Consider the following 24,867-nt stretch of genomic DNA (forward strand, 5'->3'; position numbering starts at 1 on the left):
CTACTGCGCCGCCAGCGCCGTTGCCGGCGCCACCGTGCGGAAATCGAGGTCGCGGCTGACCAGCCGCTCGACGCTAGCCGAGGCGTCGGCGAGGATCTGCCGGTAGCCGGCTATCGAGCGCGCAAAGACGTTGTAGATGACGACGGCCGGTATCGCGGCGACGAGCCCCATTGCGGTGGCGAGAAGGGCTTCGGCAATGCCCGGCGCCACCACCGCCAGATTGGTGGTCTGCGCCTGCGAAATGCCGATGAAGGCGTTCATGATGCCCCATACCGTGCCGAACAGACCGACGAAAGGCGCGGTCGAGCCGATCGTCGCCAGCAGGCCGGTGCCGCGCGACATGCGTCGCGCCGCCGCCGCCTCGATGCGTGTCAGGCGCGAGGCGACCCGTTCCTTCAGCCCGTCGCCGCCGGCATGGTCGAGCGCGCCGGCCGAAAGTGCCGCTTCTTCCTCCGCCGCCCGCACCAGCAGGGCGCCGGTGCCGCCGTTGCGGCCGAGCGCGCGGCTCGCCTGCTTCAGCGTCGCGGCATTGCCGATGGCCCGCGCGGCGCGACGAGCGCCAAGCTTGCCGGCAAGCACTTCCAGCGACTTGGCCAGCCATATCGTCCAGGTGACGAGCGAGGCGAAGGCCAGCCCGATCATCACCGCCTTGACGATGATGTCGGCAGCCATGAACATGCCCCATGGCGACAGATCATGCGGCAAGCTCAGCGCCGGCGAGGGCTCGGCCGCCGTACCGGCCCCGGCTTGCGGCTGTGCAGGCGCTAGGGCTCCCACGGGAGCGGCGGGCGCGGCCGGCGATGGTGCTGGCGCCGTAATGGTAGCGGGCGTGCCGCTTGCCGGCTGCTCCTGCGCCGGCGCGCTGGCGGCCGCCAGCATGGCGGATGCAAACAGCGCTGCGACCAAACCGGTTCTCGACATCGTCTTCTTCCTCGTTCTCACAGCCGCCAGTCTTCCCCGCCGTGGCGCTGAAGCGTCACTGGACGTAGCCGACGGGCTGGCCTGTGACGGGGTGCGCGAACACGCCCATCTCCACTCCGAAAATGCCCTTGAGCACATCGCCTTGCATGATTTCGCCGGGCGTGCCGCGCGTCAGCAGCCTGCCGTCCTTCAGGGCAATCAGCTCGTCGCAATAGCGCGCCGCCATGTTGGGATCGTGCAGCACCACGACGACGCAAAGGTCGCGCTTGCGGCTGAGATCCCTGACCAACCCAAGCACCTCGACCTGATGGGCGATATCGAGCGCCGAGATAGGCTCATCGAGCAGCATGACGCCGGCATCCTGCGCCACCAGCATGGCGAGCCAGGCGCGCTGGCGCTCGCCGCCCGACAGCTCGTCGACCAGCCGGTCGGCAAAGCCGGCCATGTCGGTCAGGGCCAGCGCCTCCTCGACATGCCGTCTGTCGTCCTGGCCGAAGCGGCCGAGCGCGCCATGCCAGGGATAACGTCCGAGCGCCGCCAGCTCGCGCACGGTCAAGCCGGTCGCCGCCGGCGTCGTCTGCGGCAGATAGGCAAGCGCCCGCGCCAGTTCGCGCGCACCCCACTGGGCCAAAGGCCGCCTGGCGAAGGTGATGGCGCCAGAGCTTGCCGGCTGCTGGCGCGCCAAAAGCTTGACCAGCGTCGACTTGCCGGACCCGTTGTGGCCGATCAGCCCGTAGACGCGCGCGCACTGCAATTCGAGCGAAACCGGACCGAGCAGCGTCCGCTCGCCCACGGCAAAGCGCACCGCGTCGATGTGGAAAGCAGTCTGGGTGTCAATTCCGGTCAAGGTCCGTCTCCAGTACGGCTGCGGGCATGTCATCAATCCGGTTTTCGGCAGCCGTGCCCGGTTGACTATGAAACATGACTTTACTAGTCAACAATGAAGTTGAGTTTTTGCATCAACAAAACATCGTGACGCCTGACGCCGCTTCGAATTTCAGGCAAGGAAGCGTTTCCGTGAAGCGATGAACCGCTCTAAGGTCTTCGTTGAAACAGGAAACCGCGCATGATCAAGGCGACACCCTTCGATTTTCCCTACGACGGCAGGCTGGTGGCCGAGAACACCGCGCTGGTCGTGATCGACCTGCAGCAGGATTTCCTGTCGACGACGGGCTACTTCGCCAGGAAGGGATATGATCCGTCGCCGTTGAGAGCGATCCTGCCCGCGGTGAGCCGGCTGATCGCCGCTGCCCGCGAGGCGGGCGTCAGCATCGTCCATACAAGGCAGGGCTACCGGGCCGACATGGCCGACATGACGCCTTACGAGAAATGGCGCCGCAGGCGGGCCGGCCTCGACGGCACCGAAATCCTGCTTCGTTCGGGTCCGGGTTTTCAGATCGTTCCGGAGATCGACGTCGCGCCGCGGGACATCATCGTCGACAAGACCTGCAACGGCGCCTTCACCTATACGGATTTCGAGCTCGTGCTGCGCGCGCGAGGCATCACGCATCTTCTGTTTTGCGGATGCACGACGGATGTCTGCGTGCACACGACGCTGCGCGAAGCCTGCGATCGCAACTTCCAGTGCTTGACGATCTCCGACGCCTGCGCCAGCGGCGACAGACGGGCGCATGAGGCGGCCCTTCACATGGTGACGGTCGAAGACGGCGTCTTCGGCGTGCTGGCGGATTCTGGTGCAGTCATTGAAGGCCTGTCACGGCTGGGTAACAAGGCGCGTTAAAGGATTAGGTACCGCAGAGCAGCCTCGCACGTCATAGACACGGCAGGATAGCACCCTCCGGCAGGCCAGAGCGGTTGGAAAGGAAATTTCTCCGCAGTTCAGCCCGTTGCCCGTGTTTCCAGTCCCGTGCGCTGCGCGAAAGCCCCATGCTGGAACTCGCCGCTTTCACGCCGCGCCAGCGAATTGCGCAGCAGCGCGATCGTCTCGCGGCCGACTGTCGCGATCTCGCGCGGCGTGTCGACACCGACGATCATGAATTCATCGATGCCGAGAGCCGCGTAAGCAAGCAGCGACAGGGCGGCCTGGGCCGGCGGACCGGAGACATCGACCGCCTTGTGCCCTGCCGAGGAAATTCCCCGGTGGATGCGGACCGGAAGGGCGAAGCGTAGTCTGGCGGCCCGGCCATGTTCGGCGGCGGCGCCGCGCACACGCTCCATCAACTGCCTGACATCGTCGATCGAACCGGGCGCCAGTTCGAAGACGTCGGCATGCCGGCCGGCCATTTTCAGTGCCGTGCCGGACTGCCCGCCCATGCGGATGACGAGGTCGGCACCATGAGGCCCCTTGCGCGGAACATAGCCGCCCTTGATGCTGTAGAACGCGCCTTCGTGGTCGAAAGGCCGCTCGTTCGACCATAGCCGCTTCAACAGAACCAGATATTCGTCGATGCGCTGCCAGAGGACACCGTGTCCGACCGGACGCGCTTCGGCATCGTCGTCGCTTAACGGCTCGCTGATCATCCTGAGCGCCAGGCGGCCGCCGCTGCGGGCGTCGATCGAGGCAAGCTGCCGCGCCGCCACGGTCGGTTCGACCACGCCGGCCCAATGGGTGAGGACCACTTCCAGCGACGAGCTGCGGTCCAGCACCTGGGCGGCAAGATCCATATTGGTCAGCAGGCCGGCCGGATCGTCGACGACGAGGTTGCGGAAACCGCCATCCTCGATCAGCGCCAGCCTGGTCGCCGTCTCGGCAAAGTCGTAGAAAAAGGAAACTGCGCTATCGGCAGGATAGGTCTTGCCGGGCACATGCGTGAATTCGATCGGCATTGCCATCTCCTCCATCTCTGGAATCACGGATGCGGTCAAATACGAATCAATGGCGCACGCGAAGGCGCACCGCGATCCGGTTCATTCAACTCCGATTGCCTGAAGGCGGTGGGTCGTCAGCCTGGCCGGACCACGGCTCAGGGAATGAGGCCCAGAACAACAGCCCCGGTGAACACGAACGCAAGGGCAAAGACGACATAGGCGAAAGCACCGGCATAGGCCGGGCGGAAGCTCTGGGCATTGGCCAGCCTCTGGCCGCTGCTGCGGGTCTCGGTGTTCTGCATATAGGACATGTCGACCTCCGTCTCGCCGGTTAATCTATAAAAGTTGTAGACTTTGTCGATTGCTATTTTTCGGCCATGCGCAGAATTTTTTTCTAACAGCGCCGTGAGAACTGGCGCTGAGTTGCTGCAGAGCGGCATCGGCGTGATCGACGGACATGGCAGCATCGGTTTCACTTCCGGCGCTCGACGGCACTTCACTTGCCGATCCATTCGTGCATTGGCCGCCCCGCGCGGGCAGGATAGCATCGCGGCAGAGCGACAATGCGAGATCGTCCAAAGGACATTTGGGAGGAGCAAGGAAATGGGAGCAAGACTGGCCGGCAAGGTCGCCATCGTTTCGGGCGGCGCGACGGGAATGGGCGGGGCGGCCTCGGAACTGTTCGCGGCGGAAGGCGCAAAGGTGGCGATCATCGACCGCAATGGCGAAGCGGCGGCAGCCACCGCCGCGGCGATCCGGGCGCGCGGCCAAATCGCGGAGCATTTTGTCGCCGACGTTTCCGACGAGGCGCAGGTCGAGGCGGCCGTGAAGGGCGCGGCCGAGAAGTTCGGCGCGGTTACCGTCCTGTTCAATCATGCCGGCACCATCGTGATAAAGCCGTTCCTGGAGACCAGCGTGCAGGAATGGGACTGGCTGCATGCCGTCAACGTGCGCTCGATGTTCCTGATGACCCGCGCCGTGCTGCCCGGCATGATCGCGGCCGGCGGCGGCTCGATCGTCTGCACCTCGTCGATCTCGGCGGTGGCGGCGACGCCGAACGAAGTGCTCTATGACACCACCAAGGGCGCCTGTCACATGTTCGCGCGCGCCATCGCCGTGGAATTCCGCGACCGCAACATCCGCTGCAACGCCGTCTGCCCCGGCTTCATCCGCACACCGCATGGGCTGCGCGAGGTCGCCGATCTGGGTAAGCTCGGCGTCGATGTCTCCGACGCGGCGCTGGCTGCGCAGCAGGGGCGGATCGGCGAACCGGAAGAGGTGGCAAAGGCGGCGCTGTACCTCGCCAGCGACGAATCGAGCTTCGTCAACGGGGCCCATCTGTTCGTCGACAATGGTTTTACCGCGATGTGAGGTGTCCCAAAGGTCCAGGGTCTTCGTCCCAAGCCCTACTCGTCTATCGTTCTTCCCGTCGAAACGGCTTCAGCAGCGCCGACGGCGCCACCGCGTTGCGCGACATCACCGCCATGGCGACGATGGTGAAGATGAAAGGCAGCATCAGGAACGCCTCGTAGGGAATATGCCCGAGACCACTCGCCTGCATGCGCAACTGCAAGGCATCGACAAAGGCGAATAGCAGCGCGGCGCCCGCCGAGCGCCACGGGTCCCAGCGGCCGAACACGACCAGGGCGATCGCCACCCAGCCGCGCCCCGAGACGACGCCGAAGGTGAAGGCGTTGAACTGCGCCATCGACAGAAAGGCGCCGGCCAGCCCCATCAGCGCCCCGCCGAGAATGACCGCCTGGAAGCGGGTGACAATGACGCTGACGCCGGCGGAGTCGGCGGCGCGCGGGTTTTCGCCGACCATGCGCACCGACAGCCCCCATGGCGTGCGGTAGAGCACGAAGGCGGCGATAGGGATGGCCAGGATCGCCATGTAGACCAGCGCGAACTGGTTGAACACCGCCGGCCCAAGCACGGGAATGTCGGAGAGGACCGGGATCGGCAGCGTCTGAAAACCCTTGATGCTCGGCGGCACCGATTGCTGGCCGAAGATCAGCCGGTAGAGGAAATAGGCCAGGCCCGACGCAAGCAGCGTCACGCCGATGCCGCAGACATGCTGGCTTAAGCCCAGCGCCACCGTGAACAGCGCATGCAGCGCCCCCATCAGCATGCCGGTCAGCACCGCCGCCAGGACGCCCAGCCATAGGTTACCGCTGAGGCTGGCGGCGGTGAAGCCGGCCATTGCCGACAACAGCATGATGCCTTCGATGCCGAGATTGAGCACGCCGGCGCGCTCGGAGAACATTTCGCCAAGCGTGGCGAAAGCCAAGGGCGTGGCGATGCGGATGATGGCGGCCAAGAAGCCGACCTGGAAGATCTGTTCGAACACCGCGCTCATCGGGAGGCTCCGACGCGGCGGATGCGATAGGCGGTGAACAGCAGCGCCACCAGCATGGCAAGCAGTGCCGTGCCCTGGATGACATCGCTGAGGAAGGCCGGCACGCCGGTCGCGCGCGACATCGCCTCGGCGCCGGTCATCACGGCAGCCAGGAAGATTGCCGCCGGCACCACGCCGAGCGGGTTGAGCCGCGCCAGCATTGCAACGACGATGCCGGAATACCCGTAGCCCGGCGAGATGTCGCTCATCACCTGAAAATGCACGCCGCCAACCTCGCCGACGCCGGCGAGCCCGGCTAGCGCCCCGGACAGCAACGCCGTCGAGAGCAGCACCCGCTGGACATTGATGCCGCCATATCTGGCCGCTTCCGGATTTTCGCCGGTGACCCGGATCTGGAAGCCGAGCGTGGTGCGCACGATCAGGAACCAGATCAGCGGTGCCGCGATAAGCGCCACGATGACGCCGAGATGCAGCCGCGTGCCCTCGATCAGCACCGGAAAATTGGCCGAATCCTCAATCGGAGGCGAGATCGGATAGCCACTGAAACTATCCTTCCATGGCCCTTCGATCAGCGCCATCAGCGCGTAATAGATGACCGAATTGAGCAGCAGCGAACTGACGACGTCGTCGACCTTGAATTTCACCCGCAGCGTTGCCGGCACGAGCGCGACGGCTGCACCGGCCGCGGCGCCTGCCACTGCCATCAAAAGCATGGCGAGCGGTCCCGGCATCGGGATCGCGCCGACGAAGCAGCTCGCCACCGCGCCGGCAAGCAGTTGCCCTTCGGCGCCGATGTTCCAGAATTTGGCGCGGAAGGCGACAGCCACCGCCAGCCCGGTGAAGATCATGGGCGCGGCGCGCACCAGCGTTTCGGTGATCGCATAGCTGTCGCCGAGCGACGCCGTGAACATAACGCCGTAGGATTCGAGCACGCCGGCGCCGGCCAGCGCGATCAGGCCGCTGCACAGCACAAGCGCGGCACCGATCGCCAGCAACGGCAGAGCCAGGTTGAACCAGGCGGGCGTCGAGCTGCGGACTTCGAGGCGAAACATCAGCTATGGCCCTCCGCTCCGGTCATCAGCAGCCCCAGCCGTGCGATCGTCGCATCGGCGCTGGGAAGCGTGCCGGCGATGCGGCCCTCATACATCACCGCGATGCGGTCGCAGAGCACGAGCAACTCTTCCAGATCCTCGCCGATGACGATGATGCCGCAGCCCTTGGCGCGCATGTCGAGGAATTTTTCATGGATGAAGCGCGCGGCTCCGATGTCGAGGCCGCGCGTCGGCTGCGAAACGACAAGCACCTTCGGATCGAAGGCGAGCTCGCGCGCCAAAAGCGCCTTCTGCAGATTGCCGCCGGACAGGGCGCCGGCGCGCGTCATCGGCCCGGGGCATCTGATATCATAGGCCTTGATCTGCGCCTCGGCGAAGGCGCGGATCGCATCCGGCTTGAGCAGGCCCTTGCTGCTGAAAGCGGCGGTGCCAATGCGCGGCAGCACCATGGAATCGGCGAGCGGCAAGTTGGTGACCAGTCCCGTCGTCATGCGATCTTCCGGGATGCGGCCAAGGCCCAGCGCCTGCACCTCGCGCGGCGAGAAGCGAGACACTTTCTGCCCCGCAATCGTCATCAGACCGGCATCCGGGGCTCGCACACCCGAGATCACCTCCGCCAGTGCCCGCTGGCCATTGCCGGAGACACCGGCAATGCCGAGGATCTCGCCGGCGCGCACGGAAAGCGACACATCGCGCAGCGGCGTGCCCGAATGGCTCGAGGTGGAAATGCCGTCGAGAGTGAGCACCGCTGCCCCCGGCGTCGACGGCCCCTTGGCCGGCGGCACGATCTCGTGGCCGCACATCAGTCGCGCCATTTCCGCCGATGTGGTGTTGGCCGGATCGTCGACGCGGCCGGCGACGCGGCCATGCCGCAGCACCGTGCAGCGATGGGTGAGCGCGCGCACCTCGTTGAGCTTGTGCGAGATGAAGATGATGCCCAGACCCTGCGCCGCCATCGACCGCAAGGCCGAAAACAGCCCGTCGACTTCGCTCGGCGCAAGCACCGCGGTCGGCTCGTCGAGAATCAGCAGTTTTGCGCCGCGAAACAGCGCCTTGACGATCTCGAGACGTTGCTGCTCTCCGACAGACAGCGCCGAGACCGGCAGGCTGGGATCGAGTGTCAGCCCGTGCTGGCGGCTGATTTCAACCAACCGCGCCAGTCCGCCGGCGCGGTCGATCCGCCCGGATTTGCCCGGTATGCCGATAAGCAGGTTTTCCAGTACCGTGAGCCGTGGCGCCAGGTGAAAATGCTGGTGCACCATGCCGATGCCGGCGGCCAGCGCATCGGCCGAACTGGTGATCCGCACCTTCCGGCCCTGGATGAGGATCTCGCCGGCGTCGGGCGCATAGGCGCCGAACAGCACGTTCATCAGCGTCGTCTTGCCGGCGCCGTTCTCGCCCAGCAAGCCGAGGATCTCGCCGGGCGCCACGCTGAGGTCGACGGCTTCGTTCGCCTTGACGGCGCCGAAACTCTTGGTGATGCCACGCATTTCGATGAGGGGGGCGGGCAAGGGCGCTCCTGCGGAGATGGCTCTGCTTCACCCTCCCCCTTGTGGGGAGGGTTCGGCTTGCGATCGCAGCGAAGCGAAGATCGTAAGACGGGGTGGGGTGCGGCGCCGACCCCAACCCGCTCCGCTTCGCGGATCGACCCTCCCCACAATGGGGAGGGTTAAGGAACTCAATCCGAAACCGGTGTGTTCTCGTCCACGTCGACGCGGAAATTGCCTTCGAGGATTTCGGCCTTCTTCTTCTCGACCATGTCCTTGACCTCGGCCGGCAGCGTCTTGTCGAACTTATGGTAAGGCGCCAGGTGAGAACCGCCCTTGGCCATGCGCGAGAAATCGCCATAGTCCTGCGCCGTGAAGACGCCGGCCTTGACCAGTTTTATGGCTTGTTCGACGGTGGGATACATATCCCAGACCGGGCCGGTAATGACGGTGTCGGGGCCAAGGCTCGACTGGTCGGACATGTTGGAGATGGCGTAGATCTTTTTCTCCACCGCCGCTTCGATGACCCCGAAACGCTCGGCATAGATGACGTCGACGCCGGCGTCGATCTGCGCCACCGCCGCTTCCTTGGCCTTGGGCGGATCAAAGAAGGAACCGATGAAGGCGACCTTCTTCTTGATGTTCGGATTGACCTCCTTGGCGCCGGCGAAGAAGGCGTTGACCAGCCGGTTCACTTCCGGAATGCCCATCGCCGCGACGGCGCCGACCGTGCCCGACTTCGACATCTTGCCGGCGATCATGCCGGAGAGATAGGCGGGCTCGTGGATCCAATTGTCGAAGACGCCGAAATTGGGCTCCGCCGGCCCGGCGCCGGAGCCGAACAGCCAGGCAGTCTTCGGGAACTGCTTGGCGGTGCGGCGCGATTCACGCTCGGCGGCGAAGGCATCGCCCAGCACCAGTTCATAGCCGCCCTGTGCATATTCGCGCATGACGCGGCTGAAGTCGGCGGTCTGCACCTTCTCCGACCATTTATACTCGATGCCGAGTTCCTTCTCGGCCTTCTGCAAAGCGACATGGATCTGGTTGTCCCACGGCTCCTCGATGGGCGTGGCGAAGATCGCCGCTACTTTCAGCTTCTTGTCCTTGGCGAAGGCGGCGCCCGGCAGCATCGCCGCGGCCAGGCCAAGCGCGCCCAGTTCCAGCACGTTGCGCCGCGAAAGGCCTTCGCGCGTTGAATGAGATTTGTTCTTCCGGTTTTCCATTGCAGTCCCCTCTGTTCGACAGCCGTGTCGAGCCGGCCGTTCTAAAAATCAGACGAGGAACTATGGAACGGGTCCGGACTTTTGTCCACATGGTCAAATTTGGCAGATCGATCATATCCACTCTCCTGGACTAGCCGGGAGAGCGGTTGTTCAGACCCGTTCGAGCACGATGGCGATGCCTTGGCCGACGCCGATGCACATGGTCGCCAGCGCATAGCGGCCGCCGCGTTCGCGCAGCTCCAGCGCCGCCGTGCCGGAGATGCGCGCGCCCGACATGCCCAAGGGGTGGCCGAGCGCTATGGCGCCGCCATTCGGGTTGACGTGCGGCGCATCCACCGCGATGCCGAGCTGGCGCAGCACTGCGATGCCTTGCGAGGCGAAGGCTTCGTTGAGCTCGATGACATCGAACTGTTTTGGCGTCAGGCCAAGCCGTGTGCACAGTTTTTGCGTCGCCGTCGCCGGGCCGATGCCCATGATGCGCGGGGCGACGCCGACGGCGGCCCCGCCGAGGATGCGGGCGATCGGCGTCAGGCCGTATTTCCTGGCCGCCGCTTCCGAAGCGACGATCAGCGCCGCCGCCCCGTCATTGACGCCCGAGGCATTGCCGGCGGTCACCGTGCCGCCTTGCCGGAACGGCGTCGGCAGCTTGGCCAAGGCCTCTATCGTGGTGCCAGCGCGGGGGTGCTCGTCCTTCGAGACGACAACCGGATCGCCCTTGCGCTGCGGAATGGTCACCGCGGTTATTTCCTTGGCCAGCCGGCCATTGGACTGCGCGGCGACGGCCTTGTCCTGGCTGCGCACCGCGAAAGCGTCCTGGTCCGCGCGGGAAACCGAAAAATCCTCGGCGACATTTTCGCCCGTCTCCGGCATGGAATCGACGCCATACTGACTCTTTATCAGCGGGTTGACGAAGCGCCAGCCGATCGTGGTGTCGTAGATCTCGGCATTGCGTGAAAACGCCGTCTCGGCCTTGGGCATGACGAAGGGCGCCCGGCTCATCGATTCGACGCCGCCCGCGATCATCAGCTCGGCCTCGCCGGCCTTGATTGCACGGGCGGCGATGGTCAGCGCATCCATGCCCGAGCCGCACAGGCGGTTGACGGTCGAGCCGGGGATTTCCTTCGGCAGGCCGGCCAGCAGCAGCGCCATGCGCGCCACGTTGCGGTTGTCCTCGCCGGCCTGGTTGGCGCAACCGTAGACAACGTCGTCGACCGCCTGCCAGTCGACGCCGGCATTGCGCTCGATCAGTGCCTTCAGCGGAATGGCGCCGAGGTCGTCGGCGCGTACCGAGGACAGCGAGCCGCCAAAGCGGCCGATCGGCGTGCGGATATAGTCGCAGATATAGGCTTCGGCCATGTCAGTCAGCTCTCCCGTTTCCCTCATGCGCCGCCTTGGTGCGACGCGTGCAGGTCGCGCAATGTCGTAGCTCGGTTCGCTTGGCGCCGGCATTTCGTCAAGCGCCTGCGCGAACTTAACCACCCAGCCACAGCTCTCCTGCCCTGCTGGCGAATCACGCTTGGATGCAGCGCCACGATCAGCCGGTTGGCCGCGAGCTCAATGCTTCATCCGATCCCTCATCGCATACCACAGCATTCCCAGCACATAGAGCGGCCCGCGCAGCGCCGTGCCTCCGGGGAAGGGCATCGGGGTCAGCGTCGAGAACAGGTCCAGCCGCGAGGCGTCGCCGGTGATGGCTTCGGCGAGCAGCTTGCCCGACAGCGTCGACAGGATGGCGCCCTTGCCGGAATAGCCGTGCGCGTAATAGACCTCGCCATAGTGCCCGACATGCGGCAGTCGCGACGTCGTCACCGACACCAGCCCACCCCAGGCATGGTCGATCCGGCAGCCCTTGAGCTGCGGAAAGGTGCCTTCCATGTGCGGCCGCACGAAACCGGCAATATCGGCCGGCGGCGACGGCGTGTAGCGCTCGCCGCCGCCGAACAGCAGGCGACCGTCGGCCGACATGCGGTAATAGTTGACGACGAAGCGCGTGTCGGACACCGCGACATTGGCAGGAATGACGTTGCGGGAGCCCTCCAGCGGCTCGGTGGCGACGATGTAGTTGCCGACCGGCATGATGCGGCTGTTGACGCGCGGCTCCAGCCCATTGAGCAGCGCGTCGCCAGCCAGCACGACATGCTTTGCGCGCACCGATCCTTTTGACGTCGAGACCCGGATCGAAGGCTCGCGCTCAAGCTGCACGGCCACCGAATTCTCGTGGATGACGACGCCGGCCGCGCTGGCAGCGCGGGCAAGCCCGAGCGTGTAATTCAAGGGATGCATGTGGCCGCCGAGCGGCTCGTACATCGCGCCGTGATAGGGCGTGTCGACCTTGGCCCGGGCCTGCGCCGCCGACAGGATCTCGAGGTCGCGGAATTTCATCACGCTCTCGAGGCATTTCGCCTCTTCCTCCAAATCCCTGAGATCGGAGCCGTTGACCGCGCCGACCAGATGGCCGGTCAGCCTGAGATCGCAGTCGATCGTATGGCGCTCGATAATGTCGAGCACCAGGCTGCGCGCCTCGAAGGCGAGATCGAACAGCGCCTTTGCCCGTTCAGGCCCATAAAGCTTGATCAGGCCCTTGGCGCCCTTGCGCAGGCCGGGGATCATCTGGCCGCCATTGCGGCCCGAAGCGCCCCAGCCAATCTTGCCGCCTTCCAGCAGCACCACCTTCAAGCCGCGTTCGGCGGCGTGAAGAGCGGCCGACAGACCGGTGCAGCCGCCGCCGACGACCACCAGGTCGGCCTCGACATCGCCGATAAGTGCCGGATGGTCCGGCGCCGGATTGGCGGTGGCGACATAGTAGGACTTGCCGATGTCGAGACCGGAATTGAAACCCGTTGAAGATGCCATGATCACACCTTCAGCAGCAGGTGGTCGCGTTCCCAGCTCGTCACCACGCTCTGGAACAGGTCGAGCTCGACGCTTTTCACGCGCAGATAGGTCTGGAAGAAGTCCTCGCCGAGCAGTTTGCGCACCGGTTCACAGGCCTCGAAACGATCCAGCGCCTCCTCCATCGTTTTCGGCAGCGTGCTCTTGATCTTGTAGGCATTTCCGGATGCTTCCGCCGAGCGCGCCAGCTTCTGTTCGACGCCCAGATAGCCGGCCAGAAGCGAGCCGGCGATCGCCAGATACGGATTGCAATCGGCACCCGGCAGCCGGTTCTCCACCCGCCGCGCGGCGCGCCCGCCGGCCGGCACGCGCAGGCCGCAGGAACGGTTGTCATGCGACCATTCGATGTTGGCCGGCGCGCTGTGGTTTGGTCTAACGCGTCGGAACGAATTCACGTTGGGCGCGAACAGCGGCATGATTTCGGGAATGTATTTTTGCAGGCCGCCGATGAAATAACCGAACATCGCGGTATCGGCATCATCGCTGCCGGCAAACAACGTGTTGCCGGCCTCGTCGATGACGGACATGTGCAGATGCATCGAGCTGCCGGCCTGTGCGGCAATCGGCTTGGCCATGAAGGTGGCGTGCATGCCGTCTTGCTGGGCGGCCTGGCGCGTCAGCCGCTTGAACAGCAGCACCTTGTCGGCCAGCGGCAGCGCGTCGCCATGCAGGAAGTTGATCTCCAACTGCCCCGGTCCCGATTCATGAATCAGCGTGTCGAGCGGCAGTCCGGCCGCCTCCGCATAGTCATAGACGCGCCGGACCACCGGTTCATATTCCTCGAGCGCCGCCATGTCATAGGGATGCTGCACGGCCTCGGCGCGGCCATTGCCGCCGGTCGGCGCGGTCAGCGGCTTGTCGGGATCGGGATTGGGCGCGGTCAGGTAGAATTCGAGCTCCGGCGCCACTACCGCCCGCCAGCCGCGCTGCCGGTAGAGATCGAGCACGGCGCGCAGAACATGGCGCGGCGAGGCCATCCATGGCCGGCCGTCCATGTGGAAGGCGTCGGCGAAGACGTAGGCCTTGCCAGCGCCGGCGCCCGGCGCCAGGCAAAGCGTCGAGACATCGGGCACCATGCGCATGTCGGGGTCCGAATACGCAAAACCCTCGTCGATGGAACCGGAATAGCGCCCGTCTATGCTGACCAGGAAGGCGCTGCTCGGCAGATAAAGCGCGCGGTCTTCCAGCGCCGTGAGGAATTTTGCCGTCGGCAGCGCCTTGCCGCGCAGCACGCCGTTCATGTCGGGCACCAGGCATTCGACCTCGTTGATGCCGTGCTGCGCCAACCATGCCTTGGGATCGCTGAAGGGCGCGGTATTCGTGTTCTTCTCAAGCATTTCGTTCAAGTCCGTATTAGAGAGAGTATGGCTTGCGCGGCCACGTTCTGGGTGTCAGCGCCATCTGGCTGCATTTCCCTTGAGGCGGGCGCGCATGGCGTCGTCGGCCAGCAGGCCGGGAATGGCTCTCTCCAATCCTCCTTCGGTCCAGCCGTCACGGCCGATATGGTCGCCGGTGCCGGTCTCTTCGGCGCGAGGTGCATTGTCGTGGCCGTCCCGGCAATAGGGCATGATCAGCGACGCCACACAGAAGCGCAGCGCCTCGCAAAAGCCGGTGTTGCCGCCGTGGTGGATGAACAAATCCAACTTCGCCACCGCCGAGGACTGCGGAAACCAGGCGCCGAGATAGACATTGTCGGGCACCGCTCGGTAAGCGTCGCGCTGGCCGCCGACATTGACGATGAAGCGCGCCGGCAGCTTGTCGGCAAAGACGCCGGAAAGGCCGGCATGGAAGATGAAGGCGGGGCCCCGCACGGCCCGCGCGATGCCGACGCAATTCAGCGCCGCGCCGAAGCCTGCTTCGGGGAACAGCGCGATGGTCGGGCTGGCTTTACGCGTCAATTATTTCCTCTTCATTCCGGCCGGCTGATCATGCCGAACGGCGCGGGAGCGCCGCGGCCGGCCGCTTGCGGTCGCAGTTTGCGAGAGCCGCAGATGGACGCGAAGCAGATCGGCAGTAACCTAATACTGCCGGCTTTCGAGCTGGTCGAGTGCTTTCAGATGTTCGCGCAGCGATTGCCGCAGCCGAAAGACATTGGCGACCACCGGCATAGATGCCGGCAGCCGCCGCAGCTTAAGGTGATCGGACAAGGCATCGGCCACGAAGCGATTGGCCGCAAACGCGTGTGAGGCCGGCTGCCCCGTTGTCGCTGGCGATGCTACGGCGTCGGTTGCATGGCAGCGGCCGTCTCGTCGATCTTGCCGGCAAGGACGCCTTGGGCCCAAGCGGTGACCTCGGCGTCGACGGGCTTGTTGGCCATATCGGTCAACGCCGCATCGAGCGTGGCCGGGTCGGTACCGACCGCCGCCGCGTCGACCACTTCCTGCTGGGCGGCGATCTGGTCCTGCAGAGCCGATATCTGTCCAGGCAGGGCCGCCTGCTCCTCGGGGGTCATGGCGGCGATCTGGTCCGGCGTCAGCGATGTCAGTGCGTCCAGCTGTGAATTCAGGGCATCCAGCTGAGTTTGTGCGACCTTGGCTTTTGCCGACTGCGTCACGAAGGCCTGAAGCGCAGCGAATTTCCTGCTCTTGGAATTCATATAGGCGTTGACGTTGCGCTGGAGCGAGTTCAGCCGGCCGAGCTTGGCGTGGAGGTTCTTTTCCTTGGGCAGGGACGAGACCTTTGTCTTCTTATCGACCGTGGTCATTGTGTCCGTTGTCGCCTTGGCTACCTGCCCCCGGGCCGACGAGGACTTGCCGTGCGCAGCGCCGCTGTTGCCGTGGGCGCCACCATTGCCATTGCCGTTGCCGCCGCTGTGACCACCACCATTGCTATGCCCGTTGCCGCCGGCTTCGGCGAGCGCCGGAGAAGCCAGAAGCGCCAGTGCGGCTAACGCCGCGAAAACAGTTTTCCGGTTTGTCATGATGTCTCCTCGGGAAACGCCGCCCTGCGCCCGCTGCTATGGTAAGTTCGTATGAGAAGCCGCTAATTATGCGCAGTAAACTTTGGACAAAGACTGTCTCAATAAGAGAGCTGGGCAACCTGTCGGCACAGTAACTTGTTGATGTTCAAAGGAAACCTATGTCTTTGAACGGCTGCGGTACTGAAGTCCCATGCCGGTCGGACCATGGTCCGAACTGTCGGTCAGAGTTGATTTCGGCGCTGCCGGCCGGCGACGCGGCTCTGGCCCAGAACGCGCAGGCCACGGCGCTTTTCACCAATCGGCCGAAGGCCCAGACGGCTGATTCAGCCGATGCTTTCGCCACCGTCGATCACCAACGCCTGGCCGGTCATGAAGGATGACCGATCGGACACGAGGAAGAGGATCGCCTCGGCGATCTCCTCGGCGCTGGCCCAGCGCCCCATCGGGATCTTGGTGCGGACATAGGCTTCGATTGCCTCGCGTCCGCCCATCTGGGCGATGAACGGTCCATTGAACGGCGTGTCGACCCAGCCGGGGCAGAGCGCGTTGACGCGCACATTGTGGCGGGCATAGTCGAGCGACATCTGCCTGGTCATCGCCACCACGGCATGTTTCGAGGTCGCATAGGCGATCATCTCGCGGTCGTAGAACACGCCTGAATTCGAAGCCGTATTAAGGATGACGCCGCCGCCCTGTGCGACCATCGATGGCATGACGATCCTTGCCGCCAGGAACTGCGCCCGCACATTGACCCGCCAGGAAGCGTCCATGCCGCCGGTCTCGACCTCGGTCAGCGTGCCGCCGACCTGGATGCCGGCGTGATTGTGCAGGATGTCGATGCGCCCATGCCGGTCGAGCGTACCGGCAAGGAGCTGCTCGACCGCGTTGTCGTCCGAGACGTCGGTGGCGACCGCCTCCGCCCGGCCGCCCGCGGCGCGTATATCTGAAGCCGTCGCCTCGCCGCTGGTCCGATCCCTGTCCGCGATGACGACCACCGCGCCTTCCCTGGCCATGATCATGGCGCCGGCGCGCCCGATGCCGGAACCGGCGCCTGTCACCACGGCGATGCGGTCTTCGAGGATCATGATGCGACCTTCAGTTTGACAGCTTGCGCTGGCGCAGCTGCCATTGGGCAAGCACCACGAGCAGGACGGACGCGACGAGCACGATCGTCGCGATGGCATTGATCTCCGGCGTCACCCCGCGCCGGATCGACGCAAAGACATAGATTGGCAGCGTCGTCTGCGCGCCGGCGACGAAGAAGGCGACGATGAAATCGTCGAAGGAGAAGGTGAATGCGAGCAGGAAGCCGGCGACCACCGCCGGCATGATCTGCGGCAGGACGATGGAACGGAACGTCGTCAGCGGCGTGGCGTAGAGATCGCTGGATGCCTCGACCAAGTTGCGATCAAGGCTGCCCAGCCGCGTGCCGACGATCATCGTCACCAGCGCCATCGAAAACAGGCCGTGCGCGGCGATGATCGAACCATAGCCGAGCGACAGGCGCGGCGGCTGATCGTCCGGCCAGATCGAGGCGAGGAACGGGTTGATGACGGCGAACAGCTGGACGAGTGCGACCAGTGTCGAAATGCCGATGACGACGCCGGGAACGACGATTGCGGCTCCAAGCAAGGCGTCGAAGACGGCGCGGGTCCGCACCCCGACGCGTGCCAGGCCGAGCGCGGCCGCGGTGCCGAACACCGCCGCAAGCAAGGCGCTGGTGGTGGCGATGAACAGGCTGTTCTTCAGCGCCTCGACCAGGAACGGGTTCGCCAGCGCCTTGCCGTACCATTGCACCGAAAAACCGGTGAACTCGCTGGCATGATGACCGGCGTTGAAGGAGAACAGCACGACCAGTGCGATCGGCAGGTAGAGGAAGGTGAAGACGGCAATGACGAAGGCGCGCATCAGATCAAATCCACCCGGCGGGCGCCCGAGACGCGGGTCGAGATGCGGTTGGCGGCAATCAGCACCACAACCGAAACCAGCACCAGCGTGATTGCGATGGCCGATCCGAACGGCCAGTTGCGCGACTGCAGGAACAGGTCGACCAGCGCATTGCCGATGAAGAACACCTTGCCGCCGCCAAGCAGCGTCGGGATCAGGTATTCGCCGAGCAGCAGGATCATCACCAGCGAGAAGCCGGTCATCACGCCGGGCAGCGACAGTTTCAAGGTCACGCCCAAGAAAGTGGAGAGCGGCGTCGCGCCGAGATCGGCGGAGGCCTCCAGCAGGAGGCGATCGAGCCGCTCGAGGCTGACATAGATCGGCAGGATCATCAGCGGCAGATAGCCGTAGACGATGCCGAGCAGGACGGCGCCCGGCGTGTTGATCAGCCTGACATCCTCGATGCCGGCAAGCGCGAGCAGCGCCGGGATGCCGCGTCCGCCCAAAATGTACATCCAGGCATAGGTACGCATCAAAAGGCTGGTCCAGAACGGTATGACGACCAGCGCGAGCAGGATCAACCGCCAGCGCTGCGGCGCCCGCAGGGCGAGGTAATAGGCGACGGGATAGGCCACGAGCAGACAGGCGAGCGCGCCCACCGGAGCCAGCACCATCGTGTTCCAGAACGCGGTCGCCCGCGCCGGAAGATTGGCATATTGCGCCAGCGTGAAGGCCGCCCGATAGCCGCCCTCCGGCGCCCGCTCGCCGACGCTGAAGACGGCGATGGCCATGAACGGCAGCACCAGGAACACGACGAGCCACGCGGCCGCCGGCCCGAGCAGCATGGCCGTCAGCAGATTTTTGCGAATGCCGCGCATCGAAGGATTGCCCCGGTGCCGGCGGGTCTGGGCCCGCCGGTCAAGTTGTCTCGAATGGGATTTGTTGCCCGCCTAGCTCAAGCCGACTTGAAGCGCGCCATCAGCTCGGCGCGGCCCGGATCGGTCAGCGTTGCAGCAGCGCCGAATTCCAGCGGCGTCAACAGGTCGGCCGCCGGATAGAGGATCGGATTGTCCAGCACCTCCTTCGGCAGCAGCTTGTTGACGCGGGCGTCGGTGGAAGGCGCGCCGTTGGCGAGGTGCTCCTTGACCGCGACCTGCGGGTTCATCAGATAGTTGAGCAGGGCGTAGCCGGCCGGCTTGTTCGGCGCGTCCTTCGGGATGGCGTAGAAGTCGGTCCAGATCTCGCCGCCTTCCTTGCCCAGCACATAGGCAATCTCCGGAATGTCGCGATGAAGCTGCGCACCGTCATTGGTCCAGCACATCGTCATCCAGGCATCGCCCGCGCGCATGCCCGGCTGGTAGTCGGAAGACACCGCGAACAGATGCGGCTTGACCTTGAGCAGCAATTCCTCGGCCTTGGCGAGTTCGTCCTGCTTCAGCGAGTTGAAGGAGTAGCCGTAATATTTCAGCGCATTGCCGATGGTGGTCAGCTGATAGTCGTGCACCATAGTGCGGCCGTCGCCCTCGGTCATGGCGGTGTCCCAGAATTCCTTCCAGCTCGTCATCGGCTTGGTCAGCTTCTTGGTGTTGACGGCAAATCCTGTCGTGCCCCAATTCTTCGGCACGGCGTAGATCGTGCCGTCGATCGTGCCTTCCGAGGTGAAGCGCGGGTCTTCCTGCGTGCCGTCGAAATTCGGCAGCTTGGCCATGTCCAACGGCTCGATGATGCCGAGCTTCTTGTAGGTCGAGATGGTGTAATTGGTCGGCACGAACAGGCTCCAGCCCGACGCCCCGGCCTGCAATTTGGCCAGCATCTCCTCATTCGAGCCGAACACGTTGACCTCGACGGCCACGCCTGTGTCCTTCTTGAAATTCTCGAAGGTCTGCGGGTCGTGATAGTTGGGCCAGGTGGCAATCGACATGCGGTCGCCGAGGTTCTCGGCGGCAAAGGCCGGCGTCGGCATGATGCCGATCTCGCGCGCCATCACCGCCGTCGCGATGCCGAGGCCGGTGAGGCCAAGGAAGTCGCGGCGGCCGATCGAGCCGCGCTTGAGGCGCATTAGCTGGTCGACGAAATTCTCGGGGCTTATCGGCAGTCCGTCACGATATGATTTCGACATGTTTTTCTACCCTCTGGTTGGTCCCGTTGTTCTTTGGATCCGCGAACGCCAACGGCGTTCCGGCGGCAAAGCCGATGGCGACGGGTTCACCCGGCTTGAAGAGATTGCCCTGGCCGATCATGTGGTCGGCCTTGGCCAGCAGCGTTCCGATGCCCTGGACCTCGACTGCGTATTCCGCCGTGGAGCCCAGAAAGATCCGGTTGCGGACGATGCCCTTGAGCGGGCCGCTAGTCGGGCCACCGAGACTGAGCGATTCAGGACGCAGGCTGACCGAAACGGTTTCGCCCTGCCGCAAATCCACCCGCTTGCGCGCCGCGATGACGGTGCCATCGGCCAGCTTCACATCCACCAGATCGCCCGAATGCCCTGCGACGGCGCCGCTCAAGAGATTGGTCTTGCCGACGAAATCGGCGACGAACAGGTCGGCCGGTTCGTCATAAATCTCGCTCGGCTGCCCAAGCTGAACGATGCGGCCGCCATTCATGACGCAGACGAAATCGCTCATCGACAGCGCTTCCTCCTGGTCGTGGGTGACCAGCACGAAGGTGATGCCGATCTCGCGTTGCAGGTTCTGCAATTCGATCTGCATGTCGGTGCGCAGCTTCTTGTCGAGCGCCGCCAGCGGCTCGTCGAGCAGCAGCACCGCCGGTTTGTTGACCAGCGCGCGGGCGAGAGCGACACGCTGCTGCTGGCCGCCGGACAGTTCGTGGACCTTGCGGCCGCCATAACCGGCGAGCCGCACCATTTCCAGCGCTTTGCCTGCCCGCAGGCCGATCTCGCGCGACGACAGCCGCGGTCGTGCCTGGCGCAACCCGTAGGCGACATTGTCGTTCACGTCCAAATGCGGGAACAGTGCATATTGCTGGAACACCATGTTGACAGGCCGCCTGTAGGGCGGCGTGTCGGCCATGTCCTGGCCGCGGATGAGCACCTTGCCCTCGCTCGGCTGTTCGAAGCCGCCGATCATGCGCAGGCAGGTCGTCTTGCCGCAGCCGGATGGTCCGAGCAGGGCGACGAAGGCGGAGGGCGGCACGGCCAGATCGATGCCGCTGACCGCGGTCACCGCGCCATAGCGCTTGGTGACGCCGCGAAACTCGATGTCGGGCACTGCGGTCAAGGCTGCGGGCTCCAGCGACAGGACGATGCGATTTCGGGACGCTACCAGAGCCAATGGCAGCTAGTATATACCTCGCAGGTGGTATATCTGACCTATTTTCTTGTTTAAGGGGGTATTGGATGTCCCGCAGCGACGACTACAGCCAGCTCGCCGCGCTGGTCGCGGCGACGCGGGAGACGAGCGGCGACGTCTTCGGCAAGGCGATGGTCGCTTGGCTGCGGCAGCATGTCGGCTTCGACCACTGCGTGGTCTTCGGCTATCGCGGCGCTGCACGCCCGCCGCTGCTGTTCGAGACCTTCTCGTCGGCCGAGAGCCATGTCTTCGTTGCGCTTTACCAGGAAGGCCCATACCTGCTGGATCCGTTCCACCATGCGGCGGTCGAGCGCAAGGAAGGGTTCTGGCGCATGCGCGAGCTGGCGCCCGACCGCTTCTACGCCAGCGAATATTTTCGCTCCTACTACAGCCAGACCAGGCTGGCCGAGGAGGTCGGCTTCTTCGTTCCGCTGCCGGGCAAGGATGCGCTGGTGCTGTCGCTGATGCGGCTGCGCGCTTCAGGTCCGTTCGGGACCGCCGACGCCAGACTGCTGCGCGACATGGCGCCGGCGGTGGTCGCCTTCGCCCGATTGCGCTGGCCCGCCCTTCCCGCCGACGAGCCGGCCGAGGCCAGGCAAGACGATGCATTGGCGGCGGTCAACGAGTTCGATCGCGCCCATATCTGGAAGAGCCTGTCCCTGACGCCGCGCGAAAAGCATGTCGTCGATCTAGTGCTGCAAGGGCATTCCACCGAATCAATCGCCCGGGCCATGCGCATCGTGCCGGGGACGGTGAAGGTCCATCGCCGCAACATCTATCGCAAGCTCAAGATCAAATCGCAGGCCGGCCTTTTTGCCCGCTTTGTCGAAATCATCGACGCGCGGATAAGATAATTCCGACGGCCTTCAACCGCCTTTCGATCAAGGTCTTGCGCCAGCCTCCCAGGAGCCGGTCTCGGCCATCCGTTTCAGCAGCCGCGCCGGCTTGAAAACATCCTTGCCCGTCCGCTGGTGCCAATATTCGAGCCGCTCGACGATCCTGGGCGCGCCTTCGAGGCCGGCCCAGAACATCGGACCGCCCTTGCCGATGGGAAAGCCATAGCCGTTGACCCAGATGACATCGATGTCGGAGGCGCGGGCGGCTATCCCTTCTTCCAGAATCTTGGCCCCCTCGTTGACCATGGGATAGAGCGTGCGCTCGATGATTTCTTCCGCGCTGATTTCGCGCGACGCGATGCCCTTCTCGGCTGCCTTACCGCGGATCAGCGCATCGATCTGCGGGTCCGGGACCGGCATACGTGACCCGTTCTCGTAAAGATAATAACCTCGACCGGTTTTCTGGCCGAAACGCCCCTGTTCGCACAACGTGTCGGCGATCACGGCCGTCTGGCCTCGCGCCTTGCGGTTGCGCCAGCTAATGTCGAGGCCGGCGAGATCGCTCATCTGGAAGGGCCCCATCGGCCAGCCGAAATCGGTGAAGGCCTTGTCGATCTGGCTGGGCGTCGCGCCTTCCAGCAGCAAGGCTTCCGATTCGGAGCCGCGCGCGGCCAGCATGCGGTTGCCGACGAAGCCGTGGCAGACGCCGACGACGACGGCCACCTTGCCGATCCGCCGCGCCAAGTCGACTACGGTTGCCAGCGCGTCGGGCGCGGTCTTGTCGGCGCGCACGATCTCCAACAGCTTCATGACGTTGGCCGGCGAGAAGAAGTGCAGGCCGAGCACGTCTTGCGGGCGCGAGATCGAGGCGGCGATTTCGTCGATGTCGAGATAGGAGGTGTTGGTGGCGAGTATCGCTCCCGGCTTGGCCATGGCATCGAGCTTGCCGAACACCTCTTTCTTGACCGCCATGTCCTCGAACACCGCCTCGATGATCAGGTCGCAATCGGCGAGGTCGGAATAGTCGGTGGAGCCCTTGAATTGAGCGAGGCGTTGGCGCTTGGCGTCTTCGGTCAAGGAGCCACGCGAGACCGAGACGGCATAGTTCTTGTCGATCATGCCGAGCCCGCGCTGCAAGGCTTCCTGGCTGGTCTCCAATAAGGTGACTGGAAAACCGCCATTGACGAAGGCCATGGCGATGCCGCCGCCCATCGTGCCGGCGCCGACGACGCCGACGCGGGCGATCCTGCGCCGGACAAGATCCTTGCCCGGGACCTTTGCCGCTTCACGCTCGGCGAAGAACAGATGCCGCTGCGCCCGCGACTGATCGCTGGCGACCAGCTTCATGAACAGCGCGCGTTCGGCAGCCAGAGCTTCCTCGAACGACATCGTGACGGTATTGCGCACCGCTTGCGCGCAAGCGATCGGCGCGTCGAGGCCGCGCGCTTTCCTGGCGAGATCCGCCGCCTCGGCATCGAAAGCGGCCAGCTCGGTTTTCTTGATCTCGTCATCGCGATCGCGCACCGGCGTGAACGGCCCGCCCTTGCGAGCGATCTCCCTGGCGAAGTTCACGGCATGCGTGATCACGTTACTCTCGAACACAGCATCGACCAGTCCGGCTTCATGCGCCTCATCAGCACCGACCAGCGCACCGGAAACGATCATCCTGAGCGCTTTGATCGCGCCGACGAGGCGCGGCAGCCGCACCGTGCCGCCGCCGCCCGGCAGCAGTCCAAGCTTCACCTCGGGCAGGCCGAGCCTGGCGTCGGCATCGGCAACGCGGAAGTGACAGCCGAGCGCCAGCTCCAGCCCGCCGCCCAGCGCGGTGCCGTGGATGGCGGCGACCGTAGGTTTGGCGATGGTTTCCAGCGTCCCAATGATGACACGCAGCTCGGGCTGCTGCACGGGCTTGCCGAATTCGGTGATGTCGGCGCCGGCGACGAAGGTCCGGCCCGCGCATGCGACGACGATGGCTCCGACCGATGCGTCGTCACGCAAGGCAGCCAGCGCGTGCATCAGTGGTTCGCGGACATGAAAGCTCAGCGCGTTGACCGGCGGGTTGTCGATGGTGACGATGGCGACGTCGCTGTCCCTGGCGACGCTGACAAAATTGGACAAGTTGACCCTCCCGACACCGGCTGCGATCCGGAGGGTTTACTAGGCTGCGCCGCGAATGGGAACCGCGTGCCGCACTGGCACAGGACTTGTCAGGACAGGCTGTAAGACGGCACGCTGGCGAGTTGCGGTTGAAGAGAAGCGAATATCACCGCACCGCCTTCTCCCCGCCTGCCGCCGTGATGACGCCGACGATGATCAGCCCGGTCAAAAGCAGGCGCACGCCGGCGCTGAAGCCGAATGTGTTGAGCATGGTCAAAAGCAGCACCAGGAACAGTGCTGCGCCCCAGACGCCGGGGACATTGGCCTTGCCGCCGGCCACCGAGGTGCCGCCGATGACCACCACGGCGATCGAAGCCAGCAAATACTCGTTGCCGATATCGACATTGGCGCCGCGGAAATAACCGGCGAGCAGCGCGCCGTCGATGCCGCCGAGCGCGCCCGACAGCGTGTAGGTGAGGAAACGGACGCGGCCGACATTGACGCCGGCGAGCCAGGCGGCGCGGATGTTCTGGCCTATCGCCAGCACCGAGCGGCCATAGATCATGCGCTGCAAGGCGATGGCCGCACCGATGGTAAACAGCACGGTGAGAACCGCCAGCACCGGAATGCCGAGAACCTGCCGGTTGGCGAAATCGGCAAAGCCCGGCGGCGGCTTGATCTGCAATCCGCGCCCATAGCTGATGTCGACCGACTGGATGATGAAGCTCGCCGACAAAGTGGCGATGATCGGCGGTATTCGCAGCGCCCAGATCAGCAGATAGTTGACGGCACCGATCGCGGCACCACAGGCAAGCGCGGCCAGCAGCCCGACCACGATCATGGCATCGCTGCCGCCCATCACCTTCATGGCCACCGCGCTGGCGAGCCCGATATTGGCCGGCAGCGACAGGTCGACATTGCCCGGCCCAAGCGTGATGACGAACATCTGGCCGACGCCGACGATGACGGTGAACACGGCCAGCGACAGCGCGGCGGTGACCATGCCGCCGGCGCCATAGCCGCCGGTGAAAGCGATGGTCGCCAGCCACACCACAAGCGCGCCGACGAACGACCAGATCCAGGGCTTGGCGGTCAGCGACCTCAGCAATATCATCG

23 protein-coding genes and 1 pseudogene are annotated in these 24,867 nt (G+C 64.8%); 4 read left to right on the forward strand and 20 right to left on the reverse strand.

Annotation, left to right across the window (positions count from 1 at the left end; all coding sequences use genetic code 11):
• Together exbB and FJ426_RS22365 are read right to left on the reverse strand one after the other, a co-directional pair.
• The gene (exbB, locus tag FJ426_RS22360) at positions 1–921 is read right to left on the reverse strand and encodes a tonB-system energizer ExbB (RefSeq protein WP_140559238.1); all 921 of its coding nucleotides are present in this window, start codon (positions 919–921) and stop codon (positions 1–3) included.
• Between the two features lie 55 nt (positions 922–976).
• Positions 977–1,768 carry an ATP-binding cassette domain-containing protein gene (locus tag FJ426_RS22365; RefSeq protein WP_181172710.1) on the reverse strand — a complete coding sequence of 264 codons (792 nt, stop codon included), beginning with the start codon at positions 1,766–1,768 and terminating at the stop codon, positions 977–979.
• Between the two features lie 219 nt (positions 1,769–1,987).
• Here FJ426_RS22365 and FJ426_RS22370 point away from each other — a divergent pair, with 219 nt between their 5' ends.
• Positions 1,988–2,662, forward strand: coding sequence for an isochorismatase family cysteine hydrolase (locus FJ426_RS22370; protein WP_140559240.1), 675 nt, complete (start codon positions 1,988–1,990; stop codon positions 2,660–2,662).
• Positions 2,663–2,760: 98 nt separating this feature from the next.
• Here the strand turns inward: FJ426_RS22370 and FJ426_RS22375 are convergent, their stop codons facing one another.
• Both FJ426_RS22375 and FJ426_RS22380 read right to left on the reverse strand, forming a co-directional pair.
• A complete protein-coding gene (locus FJ426_RS22375) occupies positions 2,761–3,708 on the reverse strand; it encodes an LLM class flavin-dependent oxidoreductase (RefSeq protein WP_140559241.1) in 948 nt (315 codons plus the stop codon).
• A gap of 137 nt (positions 3,709–3,845) precedes the next feature.
• Positions 3,846–4,001 carry a hypothetical protein gene (locus FJ426_RS22380; protein ID WP_140492547.1) on the reverse strand — a complete coding sequence of 52 codons (156 nt, stop codon included), beginning with the start codon at positions 3,999–4,001 and terminating at the stop codon, positions 3,846–3,848.
• Positions 4,002–4,293: 292 nt separating this feature from the next.
• On the opposite strand from FJ426_RS22380, the gene FJ426_RS22385 reads away from it, so the two are divergent.
• Positions 4,294–5,061 (forward strand): SDR family oxidoreductase, encoded by a 768-nt coding sequence (locus FJ426_RS22385; protein ID WP_140492551.1) that lies wholly within the window; start codon positions 4,294–4,296, stop codon positions 5,059–5,061.
• A 43-nt stretch (positions 5,062–5,104) separates the two neighbouring features.
• Here FJ426_RS22385 and FJ426_RS22390 read toward each other — a convergent pair whose 3' ends face one another.
• The 8 genes and pseudogenes from FJ426_RS22390 to FJ426_RS22425 all read right to left on the reverse strand — a co-directional run.
• Positions 5,105–6,049, reverse strand: a complete 945-nt coding sequence (locus FJ426_RS22390) for an ABC transporter permease (protein ID WP_140559242.1) — start codon at positions 6,047–6,049, stop codon at positions 5,105–5,107.
• Positions 6,046–7,101, reverse strand: coding sequence for an ABC transporter permease (locus tag FJ426_RS22395; protein WP_140559243.1), 1,056 nt, complete (start codon positions 7,099–7,101; stop codon positions 6,046–6,048). Before FJ426_RS22395 ends, FJ426_RS22390 begins: the two co-directional genes overlap by 4 nt.
• Positions 7,101–8,612 carry an ABC transporter ATP-binding protein gene (locus FJ426_RS22400; protein ID WP_140559244.1) on the reverse strand — a complete coding sequence of 504 codons (1,512 nt, stop codon included), beginning with the start codon at positions 8,610–8,612 and terminating at the stop codon, positions 7,101–7,103. The genes FJ426_RS22395 and FJ426_RS22400 overlap by 1 nt, the downstream gene beginning before the upstream one ends.
• 167 nt (positions 8,613–8,779) lie before the next feature.
• Entirely contained in the window at positions 8,780–9,811 is a 1,032-nt protein-coding gene (locus FJ426_RS22405) for a BMP family protein (RefSeq protein WP_140492560.1), read from the reverse strand.
• Between the two features lie 150 nt (positions 9,812–9,961).
• A complete protein-coding gene (gene pcaF, locus FJ426_RS22410; protein ID WP_140559245.1) occupies positions 9,962–11,167 on the reverse strand; it encodes a 3-oxoadipyl-CoA thiolase in 1,206 nt (401 codons plus the stop codon).
• A 198-nt stretch (positions 11,168–11,365) separates the two neighbouring features.
• A complete protein-coding gene (locus FJ426_RS22415) occupies positions 11,366–12,664 on the reverse strand; it encodes an FAD-binding oxidoreductase (protein WP_181172711.1) in 1,299 nt (432 codons plus the stop codon).
• 2 nt (positions 12,665–12,666) lie between these two features.
• Positions 12,667–14,040 carry a glutamine synthetase family protein gene (locus FJ426_RS22420; RefSeq protein ID WP_140559246.1) on the reverse strand — a complete coding sequence of 458 codons (1,374 nt, stop codon included), beginning with the start codon at positions 14,038–14,040 and terminating at the stop codon, positions 12,667–12,669.
• A gap of 54 nt (positions 14,041–14,094) precedes the next feature.
• Positions 14,095–14,472 (reverse strand): annotated as a pseudogene (locus FJ426_RS22425) (nucleotide disphospho-sugar-binding domain-containing protein); the annotation flags it as partial.
• Positions 14,473–14,694: 222 nt separating this feature from the next.
• Here FJ426_RS22425 and FJ426_RS31480 point away from each other — a divergent pair.
• The gene (locus tag FJ426_RS31480) at positions 14,695–14,889 is read left to right on the forward strand and encodes a hypothetical protein (RefSeq protein WP_181167598.1); all 195 of its coding nucleotides are present in this window, start codon (positions 14,695–14,697) and stop codon (positions 14,887–14,889) included.
• A gap of 29 nt (positions 14,890–14,918) precedes the next feature.
• Here the strand turns inward: FJ426_RS31480 and FJ426_RS22435 are convergent, their stop codons facing one another.
• From FJ426_RS22435 to FJ426_RS22460, 6 genes are all read right to left on the reverse strand, one after another.
• On the reverse strand, positions 14,919–15,623 hold the full coding sequence (locus FJ426_RS22435) for a hypothetical protein (RefSeq protein WP_140559247.1): 705 nt from the start codon (positions 15,621–15,623) through the stop codon (positions 14,919–14,921).
• 323 nt (positions 15,624–15,946) lie between these two features.
• On the reverse strand, positions 15,947–16,708 hold the full coding sequence (locus FJ426_RS22440) for a glucose 1-dehydrogenase (RefSeq protein ID WP_140492572.1): 762 nt from the start codon (positions 16,706–16,708) through the stop codon (positions 15,947–15,949).
• Between the two features lie 10 nt (positions 16,709–16,718).
• Entirely contained in the window at positions 16,719–17,531 is an 813-nt protein-coding gene (locus FJ426_RS22445) for an ABC transporter permease (protein WP_140559248.1), read from the reverse strand.
• Positions 17,531–18,388 (reverse strand): ABC transporter permease, encoded by an 858-nt coding sequence (locus tag FJ426_RS22450; RefSeq protein WP_140554818.1) that lies wholly within the window; start codon positions 18,386–18,388, stop codon positions 17,531–17,533. The genes FJ426_RS22445 and FJ426_RS22450 overlap by 1 nt, the downstream gene beginning before the upstream one ends.
• Positions 18,389–18,465: 77 nt before the next feature.
• Positions 18,466–19,629, reverse strand: a complete 1,164-nt coding sequence (locus tag FJ426_RS22455; RefSeq protein ID WP_140492580.1) for a spermidine/putrescine ABC transporter substrate-binding protein — start codon at positions 19,627–19,629, stop codon at positions 18,466–18,468.
• Positions 19,610–20,746 carry an ABC transporter ATP-binding protein gene (locus tag FJ426_RS22460; RefSeq protein WP_140513973.1) on the reverse strand — a complete coding sequence of 379 codons (1,137 nt, stop codon included), beginning with the start codon at positions 20,744–20,746 and terminating at the stop codon, positions 19,610–19,612. Before FJ426_RS22460 ends, FJ426_RS22455 begins: the two co-directional genes overlap by 20 nt.
• 119 nt (positions 20,747–20,865) lie before the next feature.
• On the opposite strand from FJ426_RS22460, the gene FJ426_RS22465 reads away from it, so the two are divergent.
• Positions 20,866–21,672, forward strand: a complete 807-nt coding sequence (locus FJ426_RS22465) for a LuxR C-terminal-related transcriptional regulator (RefSeq protein WP_140524652.1) — start codon at positions 20,866–20,868, stop codon at positions 21,670–21,672.
• A 27-nt stretch (positions 21,673–21,699) separates the two neighbouring features.
• On the opposite strand, the gene FJ426_RS22470 is transcribed toward FJ426_RS22465, so the two are convergent.
• Both FJ426_RS22470 and FJ426_RS22475 read right to left on the reverse strand, forming a co-directional pair.
• Entirely contained in the window at positions 21,700–23,772 is a 2,073-nt protein-coding gene (locus tag FJ426_RS22470; protein ID WP_140559249.1) for a 3-hydroxyacyl-CoA dehydrogenase NAD-binding domain-containing protein, read from the reverse strand.
• A gap of 145 nt (positions 23,773–23,917) precedes the next feature.
• Entirely contained in the window at positions 23,918–24,865 is a 948-nt protein-coding gene (locus tag FJ426_RS22475; protein ID WP_140513970.1) for an ABC transporter permease, read from the reverse strand.
• Positions 24,866–24,867 lie beyond the last annotated feature (2 nt).

Origin of the sequence: Mesorhizobium sp. B2-6-4, assembly GCF_006441495.1 — a bacterium.
Taxonomy (GTDB): domain Bacteria; phylum Pseudomonadota; class Alphaproteobacteria; order Rhizobiales; family Rhizobiaceae; genus Mesorhizobium.